Source organism: Microbulbifer sp. S227A (assembly GCF_049800935.1).
The window spans coordinates 324,414-339,139 of sequence record NZ_JBNAFZ010000006.1 but is presented as its reverse complement, the minus strand read 5'-3'; the positions used below and the strand labels follow the sequence as shown (position 1 = coordinate 339,139).

The 14,726-nt window shown below is 62.6% G+C and carries 15 protein-coding genes and 1 tRNA gene; 12 read left to right on the top strand and 4 right to left on the bottom strand.

What is annotated here, in order from left to right:
* Positions 1-143 precede the first annotated feature (143 nt).
* Positions 144-929 carry a hypothetical protein gene (locus ACP15R_RS16480; protein ID WP_424987559.1) on the bottom strand — a complete coding sequence of 262 codons (786 nt, stop codon included), beginning with the start codon at positions 927-929 and terminating at the stop codon, positions 144-146.
* Positions 930-1,153: 224 nt separating this feature from the next.
* Positions 1,154-1,230: transfer RNA gene (locus ACP15R_RS16475), tRNA-Arg, on the bottom strand.
* Between the two features lie 112 nt (positions 1,231-1,342).
* Here ACP15R_RS16475 and ACP15R_RS16470 point away from each other — a divergent pair.
* Together ACP15R_RS16470 and ACP15R_RS16465 are read left to right on the top strand one after the other, a co-directional pair.
* Positions 1,343-2,368, top strand: coding sequence for a LacI family DNA-binding transcriptional regulator (locus tag ACP15R_RS16470; RefSeq protein ID WP_424987558.1), 1,026 nt, complete (start codon positions 1,343-1,345; stop codon positions 2,366-2,368).
* A complete protein-coding gene (locus tag ACP15R_RS16465; protein ID WP_424987557.1) occupies positions 2,365-3,564 on the top strand; it encodes a winged helix-turn-helix domain-containing protein in 1,200 nt (399 codons plus the stop codon). The genes ACP15R_RS16470 and ACP15R_RS16465 overlap by 4 nt, the downstream gene beginning before the upstream one ends.
* A 75-nt stretch (positions 3,565-3,639) precedes the next feature.
* On the opposite strand, the gene hemE is transcribed toward ACP15R_RS16465, so the two are convergent.
* Positions 3,640-4,683 (bottom strand): uroporphyrinogen decarboxylase, encoded by a 1,044-nt coding sequence (gene hemE, locus ACP15R_RS16460; protein ID WP_424987556.1) that lies wholly within the window; start codon positions 4,681-4,683, stop codon positions 3,640-3,642.
* Between the two features lie 100 nt (positions 4,684-4,783).
* Here hemE and hemC point away from each other — a divergent pair, with 100 nt between their 5' ends.
* From hemC to ACP15R_RS16445, 3 genes are all read left to right on the top strand, one after another.
* A complete protein-coding gene (gene hemC / locus ACP15R_RS16455) occupies positions 4,784-5,755 on the top strand; it encodes a hydroxymethylbilane synthase (protein WP_424987555.1) in 972 nt (323 codons plus the stop codon).
* Between the two features lie 45 nt (positions 5,756-5,800).
* A complete protein-coding gene (locus tag ACP15R_RS16450) occupies positions 5,801-6,751 on the top strand; it encodes a fatty acid desaturase family protein (protein WP_424987554.1) in 951 nt (316 codons plus the stop codon).
* A gap of 91 nt (positions 6,752-6,842) precedes the next feature.
* On the top strand, positions 6,843-7,523 hold the full coding sequence (locus ACP15R_RS16445) for a GNAT family N-acetyltransferase (protein WP_424987553.1): 681 nt from the start codon (positions 6,843-6,845) through the stop codon (positions 7,521-7,523).
* A gap of 8 nt (positions 7,524-7,531) precedes the next feature.
* Here the strand turns inward: ACP15R_RS16445 and ACP15R_RS16440 are convergent, their stop codons facing one another.
* A complete protein-coding gene (locus ACP15R_RS16440; protein WP_424987552.1) occupies positions 7,532-8,299 on the bottom strand; it encodes a DeoR/GlpR family DNA-binding transcription regulator in 768 nt (255 codons plus the stop codon).
* Positions 8,300-8,565: 266 nt separating this feature from the next.
* Here ACP15R_RS16440 and glpD point away from each other — a divergent pair, with 266 nt between their 5' ends.
* The 7 genes from glpD to ACP15R_RS16405 all read left to right on the top strand — a co-directional run bounded on the left by glpD (position 8,566) and on the right by ACP15R_RS16405 (position 14,698).
* On the top strand, positions 8,566-10,179 hold the full coding sequence (gene glpD / locus ACP15R_RS16435; RefSeq protein WP_424987551.1) for a glycerol-3-phosphate dehydrogenase: 1,614 nt from the start codon (positions 8,566-8,568) through the stop codon (positions 10,177-10,179).
* The gene (locus ACP15R_RS16430; RefSeq protein ID WP_424987550.1) at positions 10,176-11,264 is read left to right on the top strand and encodes an ABC transporter ATP-binding protein; all 1,089 of its coding nucleotides are present in this window, start codon (positions 10,176-10,178) and stop codon (positions 11,262-11,264) included. Before glpD ends, ACP15R_RS16430 begins: the two co-directional genes overlap by 4 nt.
* Positions 11,265-11,276: 12 nt before the next feature.
* Positions 11,277-12,359 carry an ABC transporter ATP-binding protein gene (locus ACP15R_RS16425; protein WP_424987548.1) on the top strand — a complete coding sequence of 361 codons (1,083 nt, stop codon included), beginning with the start codon at positions 11,277-11,279 and terminating at the stop codon, positions 12,357-12,359.
* Entirely contained in the window at positions 12,359-13,228 is an 870-nt protein-coding gene (locus ACP15R_RS16420) for a carbohydrate ABC transporter permease (RefSeq protein ID WP_424987547.1), read from the top strand. Before ACP15R_RS16425 ends, ACP15R_RS16420 begins: the two co-directional genes overlap by 1 nt.
* 63 nt (positions 13,229-13,291) lie before the next feature.
* Positions 13,292-14,068: a carbohydrate ABC transporter permease gene (locus tag ACP15R_RS16415; RefSeq protein WP_424987565.1), complete on the top strand. Its 777-nt coding sequence runs from the start codon at positions 13,292-13,294 to the stop codon at positions 14,066-14,068.
* On the top strand, positions 14,068-14,412 hold the full coding sequence (locus ACP15R_RS16410; protein WP_424987546.1) for a hypothetical protein: 345 nt from the start codon (positions 14,068-14,070) through the stop codon (positions 14,410-14,412). The genes ACP15R_RS16415 and ACP15R_RS16410 overlap by 1 nt, the downstream gene beginning before the upstream one ends.
* Positions 14,413-14,425: 13 nt before the next feature.
* A complete protein-coding gene (locus ACP15R_RS16405; RefSeq protein ID WP_424987545.1) occupies positions 14,426-14,698 on the top strand; it encodes a DUF2160 domain-containing protein in 273 nt (90 codons plus the stop codon).
* Positions 14,699-14,726: the final 28 nt, after the last annotated feature.

Here is a 14,726-nt window from a genome sequence, read left to right as displayed (position 1 = left end):
CAGCGGCTCTTTGGCGGGGGCTTTGCCCGCGCCGGTGGGGTTCGAAGGGGAGGCTTGCCGCCCCTCGCAAGGTCCCGTGTCAGCAGCGCCAGCGTATGACATGGGTCGCCTTGCTGTTTGCGCTTCGGTCGGTCCGGTGCTGGTCATGCTCTGAGGCCTGCCGCCTGGATTTGGTCTCGTGTCACCAGCTCAGCGGCCAAGAGTGCGTCGACCTGGCCGGGTGTGATGTGTCGACACAGCGGATGCTTGTCTGTGACCCAGTTCGCCAAGCCTGCCAACATCTCAGCCTCCTTCGCCTTCGTCTCTTCTCGTCCCTTGGCGATGTCCTCGACATAGGCGCGCCATCGCCCAGACTTGAACCAGTTGTCGGAAAAACAGACCTTCGACCGGGTGAAACCCGCGCTCTCCGTGGCGTAGGTCTTCACGGCCTGCAACAAGTCCTCGGCCTCCGTCCCGGCGTCCAAGGCTTCCCTGATCCGACTGAGACACTCAGCCTTCCCCCGGACTCTGTCCGGTGGGTAGGCCGCCAACACCTTCTCAGCTTCTTCGTCCTCCACCGCCACGCGCTCGCGCGTAGGAGGTTTATGGATGGTTTTAGGATGGTTTGGGGGCCGTGGTGGCCCCGGTACCCCGGCCACTGTGGCCCCCGTTCCGGGTCCAGTCTGGACGGGGTCCACTGTGGCCCCCGTCTCGATATCGGGTTCAGCAGTGAGTTCCAAAGCTTCGATCCGCGCCAGGTCGATCCGGTAAACGACCGTGAACCCGTTCTTGCAGCCCCGCGCCCCAGTCTCGACCAGGATGCCCTCCTTCAGGAAGTCCCGGATCGTCCGTTTGACCGTGGTCTCGCCCAGTTCAGTATGCCGCTGGATTGTCCCCTTCGAACACCAGATGCCTGACCCATCGTCCGAGGCCTTGTCCGCCAAGAACATGATGATCTGCTTGCGCGTCGCACTCCCGAACTTCCGTTCTGCGCAAGCGTTTGCGACCCGCCAACTCATGAGCACGCCCCAAAAACCGCGCGTACGTGCGAATTTTGTACAGGTTTTGTACGAGATTTCGGTCGTTTTCGGGGAATTCGCCAGAAATCGAAACGGGCGTTTCTGCACGCTTCTGCACAATGCCTTGCAAATAAGCCATATTTTTCAGGTGTTTTTGGCGACCCCGGCAGGATTCGAACCTGCAACCTGCCCCTTAGGAGGGGGCTGCTCTATCCAGTTGAGCCACGGGGCCTTGTGCTTCTCATAGCCCGGCTGAAAGGGATTGTCATGGGGTTTGGCACAGAGTTGATCCCGAAGCCATGTTCGCGATAACATCGGTGTAGGTCATATAGAAAGTTACGCCCTTGTCGCTAGATTCCAAACGCCCCCTGACGCTGCGCGATGTTTCCGAAGCATCCGGCGTATCCGAAATGACGGTCAGCCGCGTGCTGCGCAACCGGGGGGACGTGTCGGACGCGACCCGGGGCCGGGTTCTGGCGGCGGCCAAGGAGCTTGGCTATGTCCCGAACAAGATCGCGGGGGCGCTTGCCTCCAGTCGCGTCAACCTGGTCGCGGTCATCATTCCGTCGCTTTCGAACATGGTATTCCCCGAGGTCCTGACCGGCATCAACCAGGTGCTGGAAGATACCGAGTTGCAACCGGTTGTCGGCGTCAGCGACTACCTGCCGGAAAAGGAAGAGCGCGTCCTGTACGAGATGTTGTCCTGGCGGCCTTCGGGGGTGATCATCGCCGGGCTTGAGCATTCGGATGCCAGCCGCGCCATGTTGCGGGCCGCCGGAATCCCGGTGGTCGAGATCATGGATACCGACGGGGTGCCGGTTGATGCGATGGTCGGCATTTCCCATCGCCGTGCCGGGCGGGAAATGGCAAGCGCGATACTGAAGGCCGGGTACGAGCATATCGGCTTTATGGGCACCAAGATGCCGCTCGATCATCGCGCGCGCAAGCGGTTCGAGGGCTTTACCGAGGTGCTGGCCAAGAACGGTGTCGAGATCGAGGACCGGGCCTTTTACTCCGGCGGCTCGGCACTCGCAAAGGGGCGCGAGATGACGCAAGAGATGCTGGAACGCACGCCGGAACTGGATTTTTTGTATTACTCCAACGATATGATCGGCGCGGGTGGGTTGCTGTACTTGCTGGAACAAGGGATCGACGTGCCCGGACAAATCGGGCTGGCCGGGTTCAACGGTGTCGAGCTGTTGCAGGGCCTGCCGCGCAAGCTGGCAACCATGGATGCCTGCCGGCTTGAGATCGGCCGGACAGCGGCCAAGATCATCGCGGATCGCCTTGCCGATCCCGAGGGCGGACATGGCGGCAATGTCACGCTGACCCCGACCATCGCATATGGCGACACGCTCAAACGGCGATGAGCATACCAAGGCTCGGCAACCGGGCGGCGCGCCGGCTGTTTCTTGACCGGCACGCGCTTGCCGAGCAACCCGCCGGCCCGGCCAGGGGGCGCGATCTGCACAGGCTGATCCACCGGCTTGGCTTTGTTCAACTGGACAGCATCAACACCCTGGCCCGCGCCCATGACATGATCCTTTTCGCGCGGCGTCCGACCTATCGGCCCGGGAACCTGAAGCGGCTGTACGAGCGTGACCGGATGCTGTTCGAGCACTGGACCCACGATGCCGCCGTCATTCCGATGGAATTCTACCCGCATTGGCAGCTGCGCTTTCGGCGCGATGCCGACCGGTTGAAGCGGCAATGGCGCAACGGACGGCGGGACGGGTTCGAACAGCAGTTCAAGACCGTTCTGGACCATATCCGCGACCATGGGCCGGTCTGTTCTGCGGATGTCGGCAAGGACGAGAAAAAAGGCAGCGGCGGCTGGTGGGACTGGCATCCGTCCAAGACCGCGCTGGAATACCTGTGGCGCAGTGGGGCGCTCACGGTGATCGGGCGCGACGGTTTCCAGAAACGCTATGAGCTGACCGAGCGGGTCATCGACACCGCCCCGCAAGGCCCGGACCCGGACGAGACCATCGATTGGCTGTGTCACGCGGCAATCGACCGGCTTGGCTTTGCCACATCGGGGGAAATCGCCGCCTTCTGGGACACGGTGCGCGCGGATGAGGCGCGACGCTGGTGTGACGAGGCGGTCAGGCGCGGCACTCTGCTCCCGGTCGAGATCGAAGGGCATGATGGCAAACCGCGCCGCTGCCTGGCCCGGCCGGATATTATGGACAGCGCCGGTCGGGCCCCCAACCCGCCGGGCCGGATGCGGATCCTGAGCCCGTTTGACCCGGCCCTGCGCAACCGCGACCGCACCGAGCGGCTGTTCGGATTTCACTATCGCATCGAAGTTTTCGTTCCCGCGAGCAAGCGCAAATACGGGTATTACGTGTTTCCGCTGCTCGAAGGCGACCGGCTGGTCGGGCGGATCGACGTCAAGGCGCAACGCGACCGCCGGAACCTGTGCGTCACCGCGCTCTGGCCCGAGCGCGGTGTGCGTTGGTCATCGGCCCGTACCGGGCGGCTGATGGCCGAGCTCGACCGCGTGCGCCGGTTCGCCGAGTTGGACGATATCCACATGCAAGACGGCTGGCTGCGCAGCACCTGAGCGATCACCGGCGCCAGCAGGCCGGGTTGGCGCATGGCGAGGGGTCAGGCGAAACGCCGGAATAACCGGCGCGCTTCAGTCACGCGCGGGGGCACGCACCGTGTCGATCATCAGCTGCACGTTGTCCGGATCGGCGTCCGGGGTGATGCCGTGGCCGAGGTTGAAAATGTGCGGCCCGCCGGAGAACGCCCGCACGATCGCCCGCGTGTCATCGATCAGCGCCTGACCGCCGCTCACCATGTGCGACGAGGCGAGATTGCCCTGCACACAGCCATCAACCTGTACATTGGCGGCGGCCCATGCGGGGTCAACGGAATTGTCCAGAGCCACGCAATCGACGCCGGTGGTCCGGGCAAAGCCCACGTATCTCTCGCCGGCCTCGCGCGGGAACCCGATGATGGGAACATCCGGGTGCTTCTGTTTGAGCGCGGCGGTGATGCGGCGACAGGGCTCGACCGCGTATTTGTCAAACGCCGCGCCGTGTAGTGACCCGGCCCAGCTGTCGAAAATCTTGATCACCTCGGCCCCCGCCTCGATCTGCATCGACAGGTAATCGATCGTGGCTTCGGTGATCCGGTCCAGCAGCGCCTCGAACAGGGCGTTGTTTTCCTCGCGCAGCGCATGGGCCGGCCCCTGATCGGGCGTGCCGCGACCAGCGATCATATAGGTCGCCACCGTCCACGGGGCTCCGGCAAAACCGATCAGCGTGGTGTCGGACGGCAACGCGCCGGTCAGGATGCGCAGCGTATCATAGACCGGGGCCAGCGTGTCATGGATCGCATCCGCCGGTTTCAGCGCGTCGAAATCGCCCTGTGTCGTCACCGTGGACAGGCGCGGCCCCTCGCCCGTGACAAACCACAGATCCGCGCCAAGCGCCTGTGGCACCAGCAGGATATCGGCAAACAGGATCGCCGCGTCAAAGCCATAGCGACGGATCGGTTGCAACGTGACCTCGGCCGCCAGTTCGCTGTTGTAACAGAGCGACAGGAAATCCCCGGCCTCGGCGCGGGTGGCGCGGTATTCCGGCAGATAGCGCCCCGCCTGGCGCATCATCCAGATCGGCGGCACCGCCTGTGTTTCGCCCGCCAAAGCGCGCAACAGCTTCTTGGTCTCGCCCATGCTGGTCTCCCGGTTCCGTTCCGCCATGCGTCCTTTCTGGGGGCGGCAATGTCAAGCCCGACCGCTTGTAAGGCCAAAATGACGCGACTAAAGAGGGGGCATGACATTGCTTCTCCCCACGCCCGACGCTCCGTTGCGAATTGGCACCCGTGGTTCGCCGCTGGCGCTCGCCCAGGCCCATGAAACCCGCGACCGGCTGGCCGCGGCCTTTGATCTGCCACAAGAGGCCTTCCAGATCGTGGTGATCAAGACCACCGGCGACGCGGTGCAGGACAGGCCGCTCAAGGAAATCGGCGGCAAGGGGCTGTTCACCCGCGAAATCGAGGATGATCTTTTGCAGGGGCGCATCGACATCGCGGTGCATTCCATGAAAGACATGCCGGTCGAGCAGCCCGCGGGCCTGATCCTCGACACCTACCTGCCGCGCGAAGATGTGCGCGATGCCTTTGTTTCCCCGACGAAATCCGCGATTGACGCGCTCGAACCCGGCGCAACCGTCGGCACTTCCAGCCTGCGGCGCAAGGCGCAGATCCTGAACCGGCGGCCCGACCTGAACGTGGTCGAGTTTCGCGGCAACGTACAGACGCGCCTGCGCAAGCTCGACGATGGGGTGGCCGATTGCACCTTTCTGGCGATGGCCGGGCTCAACCGGTTGCGGCGCGACGATGTACCCGCCACGCCGATCCCCGTGGACGCGATGCTGCCCGCCGTGGCGCAGGGGGCGATCGGCATCGAACGGCGCAGTCTGGACGCCCGCACCGCCGAGATGTTGGCGGCGATTCACGACACCCCCACCGGACAGCGCCTGGCCGCAGAACGGGCCTTTCTCGCGGCACTTGACGGTTCTTGCGAAACCCCGATTGCCGGGCTGGCCGAACTTGAGGGCGATACGCTGCGACTGCGCGGCGAAATTCTGCGCCCGGACGGGTCGGAACGGCTTCATGACGAACGCAGCTGTGCCATCGCAGACGGGGCAGGGATGGGCCGCGAAATGGCCAATGAACTGCTCGCCAAGGCCGGCGCGGGCTTTTTCGACTGGCGCCAGGAGCATGTGACGCCGCGCTCAGTTTGACAGGGCGTGGCGCGATCTGGGACGGTAATGCAGGAGGAACCTGCAATGACACCGGGAAAAGCCTATCTGAGCACCGATGAAATCCGCCCCCTCGCGGCGCGCTCGGACATCATGGGGGGTTGGCTCGTCATCCATTGCTGGGGCACGATTGCATTGGCGCTTGGGCTGTTCGGGGTCTGGCCCAACCCGCTGACCTTTGTTCTGGCCGTCACGATCATCGGGTCGCGGCAGCTGGGGCTTGCCATCCTGATGCACGAAGCGGCGCATAACGCCCTGTTCCGGTCCCGACGCCTGAACGATGCCGTGGGCGAGTGGCTCTGCGGACGGCCCATCCTCGCCGAACTTGGCGCCTATCGGCATTATCACCTGACCCATCATCGCTTTACCCAGACCGACAAGGATCCGGACCTTGTGTTGTCCTCCAAGTTCCCGACCACGCGGGCATCGTTGCAACGCAAGTTCATCCGGGATTTGACCGGCCAGACCGGCTACAAGCAATTGATGGCCCAGATCATGATGTCGATCCGGCTGGCCGGTGACGACGACGCGGTTCAGGCGGCATCGGCCGATTTCGCGCAGGCGTTCAAGGCTCGCGACCTGTTCAAATCGCTGCCGGTCTTCCTTGGGGTTATCCTCCTGTTCGGTGCCATCGGAGACTGGTGGTGGGGGCTGGCCTTCTGGCTTCTGCCCTATCTGACATGGTTCCAGTTTGTCCTGCGGCTGCGCAACATCGCGGAACATGGTGCGACGGAACGCTCGGACAACCCGCTGCAAAACACCCGCACGACACTGGCCGGACCGATCGCCCGGCTGTTCGTTGCGCCCTATTGGGTGAATTACCACCTGGAACATCACCTCGTGATGCATGTGCCCTGCTGGCGGTTGAAACGGATGCATGCGATATTGGCGCAAAAAGGCATTACCGAGCAGATGCGCGTCGCGCCTTCCTACGGGCATGCCCTCGCCGAGGCCGGGTGGAAATCGGTCGGGCCATAGGGATCTGACGATTTGCGCCGCACGCCCTTGCCGTCAGGATGCAAACAGGTGTTGATACCCGCAAGACCGCATCGCCAGCAAGGAACCGAACGTGACCCGTGACCTGAACACATGGACCCCCCGCCCCCTGCCGGAACGGCGGGCCATCGAAGGGCAATATGTCCGTCTCGAACCGCTGGAGACGGCGCGCCATGGTCGCGACCTGTTTCAGGCGGCGCATGTTGCGGATGCCGAGGAGCGGTTTCGCTGGCTGCCGGAATATCCACCGCAGGATGAAGCCGGCTTTCTGGGCTGGGCAGAGCAGGCCGAAACGAGTAGCGATCCGCTGTTCTTTGCGGTGATCGACCGCGCGACCGGGCGGGCGGTGGGGCGGCAAACCCTGATGCGCATCGACGCCGGCAACGGTGTGATCGAGATCGGCAATATCTATTGGGGCCCCGACCTGTCCCGAAGGCGCGGCGCGACAGAGGCCCTGTTTCTGTTCATGCAGCACGTGTTCGACGATCTCGGCTATCGCCGGTTCGAATGGAAATGCAACAATGACAACCTGCCCTCCAAGGCGGCGGCGCTGCGCTTTGGTTTTGCCGCCGAGGGTGTGTTTCGCCAGCACATGATCGTCAAGGGCAAGAACCGCGATACCGCATGGTTCGCGATCCTCGATGGCGACTGGCCCGCGCTCAGGGCCGGGTATCAACGCTGGCTCGACCCCGCGAATTTCGACCCGCACGAGCGGCAGAAACGACGATTGCAGGACTGTCTGGCACAGCCGTGATCCGAGGGCTAACGCCCCTTTGGCAACACGACCCTGGTGTTCCAGGCCTCGCAATTCGCGGCAAGCTCCGGCAGCAGCGGCTTGTCGGTAAAAAACATGTCGATCTCGGCCAGCGATGCAATACGGGCCGGGGCGCTGCGGGTGAACTTGGAGTGATCCGCCACGAGAAAGGTGCGCCGTGACTGGCGCAGGATCGCCTGGCTGACCGCGACTTCCTGGATGTCGAAATCCAGCAGATCGCCGTCACGATCCAGCGCCGAGCATCCGATCACCGCAAGATCGAACTTGAATTGCCGGATGGTATCGGCGGCCAGGTTGCCGACCAGCCCGCCATCCGAACGGCGCAGGCTGCCGCCGGTAACGATGACCTCGCAATCGGGGGTGTTGGCCAGGATATTGGCGACGTTCATGTTGTTGGTGACGACCATCAGGTTGTGGTGATCGCGCAGCGCCCGCGCCACGGCTTCGGTGCTGGTCCCGATATTCAGGAACAGCGAAATATCGTCCGGCACCTGCGCCGCACAGGCATTTGCGATGGCCCTCTTGACCGGCGCGTTCAGCGAACGGCGTTCTTCATATCCAATATTGTGGGTGCCCGAGGGCAGAACCGCGCCGCCGTGAACCCGCTCCAGCCGCCCGGCCTCGGCCAACTCGGTCAGGTCGCGGCGAATGGTTTGCAGCGTCACGTCAAAATGCGTCGCCAGCCCCTCGACGGTGACCTTGCCATCGCGGCGGGCGATTTCGATGATTTCCGGGTGGCGAAAAGTTTGCGACATGTTCGTTTTCGTTTATGCTCGCTTATGGTGGCATCATTTCGGCACGCTGGCAAGTTTGCTTCTCGGATCCCCACCCGCCCCGCCGGATTCGCGGAGGGTTTTCTGCGATTTATCCCTTTTATTCCCCGGTATTTCGCAACGCGCACGGGGATTTCTTGGAAATTCAGAGGCTTAGGAAAAAACGAACAAAAACGAAAATACCCTGTTGCCGAAACGCAAAGTGTTTGGCATAGATTCAGCCACGGCTTGCGCCATGGGAGGGACGTTTGGCGGATCAGCAGAACACCAATGTGACCGACCTTTTCATCATCGGCGGGGGCATCAATGGGTGCGGCATTGCGCGCGACGCGGCGGGGCGCGGCCTTGCCGTGACGCTCGCCGAGATGAATGATCTGGCAAGCGCCACTTCGTCGGCATCGACCAAGCTGTTTCACGGCGGGTTGCGCTATCTCGAATATTTCGAGTTCCGCCTTGTGCGCGAGGCGCTGATCGAACGGGAAACGCTGTTGCGGGCCATGCCGCATATCAGCTGGCCGATGCGCTTTGTCATTCCGTACCATCAGGACATGCGCTTTGAATCGGAAACCCCGACCTCGCGCCTGCTCAGCCTCGTGATGCCATGGATGCGCGGGCGGCGGCCGCGCTGGCTGATCCGGCTGGGGCTGTTCATGTATGACACGCTCGGCGGGCGCGAAATCCTCCCCGGGGCAAGCTCGCTGAAGCTGCGCGGCAGTCCCGAAGGCGCGCCGCTGGATGATCGCTTTGAAAAGGCGTTCGAATATTCCGATTGCTGGGTCGAGGATTCGCGGCTGGTGGTTCTGAATGCCCGCGACGCGGCGGCGCGCGGGGCCCGGATCATGACCCGCACACAGGTGATCTCTGCCACGCGCGAGGGCGACATCTGGCGCATCGACACGCAAGACACCCGGACGGGCGAGACCCGCGAACATCGCGCAAGGATGCTGGTCAATGCGGGGGGCCCCTGGGTCGGCAAGCTGATCCAGAATACCGTGCGGCTGAACTCGTCCGAAGGGGTGCGGCTGGTGCGTGGCTCACATATCGTGACCCGCCGGCTGTATGACCATGACAAATGCTATTTCTTTCAGGGCACCGACGGGCGGATCATCTTCGCGATCCCCTACGAGACCGATTTCACCCTGATCGGCACCACCGACGCGGAACATCACGACCCGGATACCCAACCTGAATGCACGCCCCAGGAGCGGCAATACCTGATCGATTTCGCCAACCAGTATTTCAAACAGGATATCGGCGATGCGGATATCGTCTGGAGCTATTCCGGCGTGCGCCCGCTTTATGATGACGGTGCCAGCAGCGCCACGGCGGCGACCCGTGACTATACACTCAAGGTTGACGCAAACGGCGCGCCGGTGCTGAACATATTCGGCGGCAAGATCACCACCTATCGCCGTCTCGCCGAAAGCGCGATGGACAAGATCGGTGCCCAGTTGGGCGGGCTGGCGGCCCCCTGGACCGCCGGCGCCCCGCTGCCCGGTGGCGATTTTCCCGTGGATGGGTTTGAAACCCAGGTGGCGGACCTGAAAATGGCCTATCCCTATCTTGGCGAATTCTGGGCGCGGCGGCTGGTTCGGGCCTATGGGACCGAGGCGCGCTTTGTCCTGGGCACATCCAAAACCGCGGACGATCTGGGCCGCGATTTCGGCGCGACATTGACCGAGGCCGAAGTGACGTGGTTGATGAAACAGGAATTCGCACATACCGCCGAAGACGTGGTCTGGCGTCGCAGCAAGCTGGGCCTGCGGCTGAGCGCCGAACAGGTCACGGCGATCGACAACTGGATGACCGCACAGGCCGGCACGGACCAACCCCGTGACCAAGCAGAGGGAGCCCGCCAATGACGCTTGAACTCAGGGGCGTTTCAAAGACGGTCGGGGGGCAGACCCATATTCACCCGACCGACCTGATGCTGGAAGGCGGCACAATGAACGTGCTGCTGGGTCCGACCCTGTCGGGCAAGACATCGCTGATGCGCCTGATGGCGGGGCTGGACGTTCCGGCCACCGGCAGCATCCTGTGGCACGGCAAAGATGTCACCGGCCAACGGGTGCAGGATCGCAAGGTGGCGATGGTCTATCAGCAATTCATCAACTACCCGTCGATGAGCGTCTATGACAACATTGCCTCGCCGATGAAGCTCCTGGGGCTGGACCGCGCCGAGATCGACCGGCGGGTGCGCGACACGGCGGAACTCATGCAGCTGACACCACAGCTTGAGCGCAAGCCGCTCGAACTGTCCGGCGGCCAACAGCAACGCTGTGCCCTGGCGCGGGCGCTGGTCAAGAATGCCGGCCTGGTGCTGCTTGACGAACCGCTGGCCAATCTCGACTACAAGCTGCGCGAAGAATTGCGGATCGAGATCCCGCGCATCTTCGAAGCCTCGGGCGCGATCTTTGTCTATGCGACGACCGAACCGGAAGAGGCGCTGTTGCTGGGCGGCAATACCGCGACGCTGTGGGAAGGGCGCGTGACGCAATTCGGTGCCACTCCACAAGTGTATCGCCAGCCGGTTGACGCCACGACCGCGCGGGTGTTTTCCGACCCGCCGATGAACTTCCTTGCCATCACCAAATCCGGGGCCGAACTGAAATTCGGCGACGGGCAAAGCGCCCCCGCGATGGGCAAGCTCGCCGACCTGCCGGATGGCCGCTATACCGCCGGGTTCCGCCCGAACCACCTGGAGATCAGCAAACACGCGGAAGATGCGTTGCAATTCGTCACCCGGCTGGGCGTTACCGAGCTCACCGGGTCGGAGACCTTTATCCACCTTGATCACCACGGCGAACGCTGGGTCGGGTTGATCCACGGGGTTCATGACCTGGCATTGGGCGAGGCGCTGACCGTGTTCCTGGACCCGCGCCACGTTTACATCTTTGGCGAAGACGGCACGCTGATCGCACCCGCCGCCTATGCGCTGGCAGCCTGAGGAGGAGCGGACATGGCCAAGATCACGCTCGACAATCTCGCGCATTCCTACCTGCCCAATCCCAAGGGCGAAGATGACTTTGCGCTAAAAGAGCTGAACCACGACTGGGATGACGGCGCGGCCTATGCCCTGCTTGGCGCGTCGGGATGTGGCAAATCGACATTGCTCAACATCATCTCGGGGCTGCTCCAGCCCAGCCAGGGCCGCATCCTGTTTGACGACCAGGACGTGACACATGCCCCCACCGCCGAACGCAACATCGCGCAGGTTTTCCAGTTTCCGGTGGTCTATGACACGATGACCGTGCGTGACAACCTGGCCTTTCCGCTGCGCAACCGTGGGCGCGACGAGACCTATGTGGCCGAACGCGTTCAGGAAATCGCCCGCATGATCGGCATGGAGGACTGGCTGGATCGCAAGGCGCGCGGGCTGACGGCGGATGCCAAGCAAAAGATCAGCCTGGGGCGCGGCATGGTGCGCAAGGACGTGAACGCTCTGTTGTTCGACGAACCGCTGACCGTGATCGACCCGCATATGAAATGGGAATTGCGCACCCAGCTCAAACAGCTGCACCACGATTTCGGCCACACCATGATCTATGTGACCCATGACCAGACCGAGGCGCTGACCTTCGCCGACAAGGTGGTGGTGATGTATGACGGGCGCGTGGTTCAGATCGGTACACCCGACGAATTGTTCCAGACGCCCGAACATACCTTTGTCGGCTATTTCATCGGCTCGCCCGGCATGAATGTGATCCCGGCGCAGGTGGCCGGAAACCGCGCCATCATCGACGGCGCCGAAGTTGCGCTGGCGGGCGGGTACGGGCCGCTCGACGGCAAGGTCGAGATCGGCGTGCGCCCGGAATTCGCGCGCCTGACCCGCGCCGAGGGCCTGCCGGTTTCGGTGCGCCGGATCGAGGATGTGGGCCGGCACAAGATCATCCGCGCCGACCTGTTCGGGAACGAGATCAACATTATCGCGGGCGAAGACGATGCCGTCAGCGCCGACATGAACCGCGTCACCTTCGATGCGGCGCATGTGAATGTCTATGCCAATGACTGGCGCGTGAAACCGCAAGGGGAGGCTGCGTGATGGAAAAGACCGTCAACCACAAGGCATGGTTCCTGGTGCTTCCGGTGCTGGTGCTGGTGGCGTTTTCCGCGGTGATCCCGCTGATGACGGTGGTGAACTACTCGGTGCAGGACACGTTCGGCAACAACCAGTTCTTCTGGGCCGGGCTGGAATGGTTCGAAGAGATGCTGGCATCGGAACGCATGTGGGATGCCCTGGGCCGTCAGTTGATGTTCTCGGCGATCATCCTGATCATCGAAATCCCGCTGGGCATTTTCGTGGCGCTCAACATGCCCAAGGGCGGGTTCTGGGCCAGCTTCTGCCTCGTGCTGATGTCGCTGCCCCTGCTGATCCCGTGGAACGTGGTGGGCACCATCTGGCAGATCTTTGGCCGGGTGGATATCGGCCTTCTGGGTTACACGCTGGATGCGCTCGGGATTTCCTATAACTACACGCAGGATACGCTGGCCGCCTGGATCACCGTCATCGTGATGGATGTCTGGCACTGGACCTCGCTGGTGGCGCTGCTGGCCTATGCCGGGCTGAAATCGATCCCCGACGCCTATTACCAGGCCGCCAAGATCGATCAGGCGAGCCGCTGGAAAGTGTTCCGCTTTATCGAGCTGCCCAAGATGATGGGGGTTCTGATGATCGCGATCCTGCTGCGCTTCATGGACAGTTTCATGATCTATACCGAACCCTTTGTCGTGACCGGCGGCGGGCCCGGCAACGCCACGACGCTGCTGTCGATCGACCTTGTGAAAATGGCACTTGGCCAGTTCGACCTGGGCCCGGCGGCGGCATTCTCGATCATGTATTTCCTGGTGATCCTGTTGATTTCCTGGGTATTCTATACCGTCATGACCAATCTTGACCGGCAAGGGGGCTAAGCGATGACCAATGCAACCAGCCGCCCCGTCCGCAAGCTGCCGATCAATGGCCGCGCCGTGGTGATGACGCTCTACCTGCTGTTCCTCTTGTTGCCGATCTATTGGCTCTTGAACATGAGCCTCAAGACCAACACCGAGATCCTCAACAGCTTTACCCTCTGGCCCAGCGACCTGACGCTGGCGAATTATGCCACGATCCTGACCGATCCGGCGTGGTACAAGGGATATATCAACTCGCTGATCTACGTGGTGATGAACACGGTGATCAGCCTGACCGTCGCCCTGCCCGCCGCCTATGCGTTTTCGCGCTATAGCTTCATGGGTGACAAGCACCTGTTCTTCTGGCTGCTGACCAACCGGATGGCGCCGCCCGCGGTTTTCGCGCTACCGTTCTTTCAGCTCTATTCCTCGGTCGGTCTCTTTGACACGCATATCGCGGTGGCGCTGGCGCATTGCCTTTTCAACGTGCCGCTGGCGGTGTGGATCCTCGAAGGGTTCATGCGCGGCGTGCCCAAGGAAATCGACGAAACCGCCTATCTGGATGGCTACAGCTTTGGCCGGTTCTTTGTGAAGATCTTCATGCCCCTGGTGGCCAGTGGCATCGGGGTTGCGGCGTTCTTCTGCTTCATGTTCTCCTGGGTCGAGCTGTTGCTGTCGCGCACACTGACCACCGTTGATGCCAAACCCATCGCGGCGATCATGACCCGGACACAGGGCGCGGCGGGGATCGACTGGGGCGTTCTGGCGGCGGCCGGGGTACTGACCATCGTGCCGGGTGCCCTCGTGATCTGGTTCGTGCGCAACTATATCGCCAAGGGCTTTGCATTGGGGAGGGTGTGATGGGCAAGTTTGTTCCGATCGCCGCCCTCATGGTTTGCGCACAGGCCGGCATGTCTCAGACCTACTCGGCGAATGGCGTGAATTTCGTGATGGACTGCAATGCCTCCGGCTTTGTTCTGACGGCAGACAATGCCGTGGCCCAATCACAGGGCACTGGCGGCACAAACACGACGATATATCTGGGCAAGAGCTGTGATACCTATGGCGAAACCCTTGGCACGGGGCGCTGGTGCTGGGGCAATGGCGGTTTTGTCGCCAGTTTCGAGGGCACGCGTTTCGGGTTCGCCCGGCAAGAGCTGTATTGCCCGGCTCACGCCGATCTTGGCAACAATTGCCAGTGCTAGGGAGGAACTGAACATGGCATGGATGGCATGGACCTGGCCGACCGCGATATTCTTCTTGGTCATCGCGGCACTACTCATAACCTTCACGATCCTCGCGATCAGGTTTCCCGAGACACCGCGTGTCGGGATCCTGCGGATCGAAACCACGCGCGGAGACCGGCTGTTCATCACGTTGCTCGGCTCTGCCTTCATCAATCTGGCCTGGCTCGGCCTGGTTGGTGCGAACCAGCCCTATGCGATGATCGTCTGCCTTGCCTATGCGGCGGCGGTCTTTCGCTGGGTCTAGGCCACGACCGGTATGCCCGGACTCAACC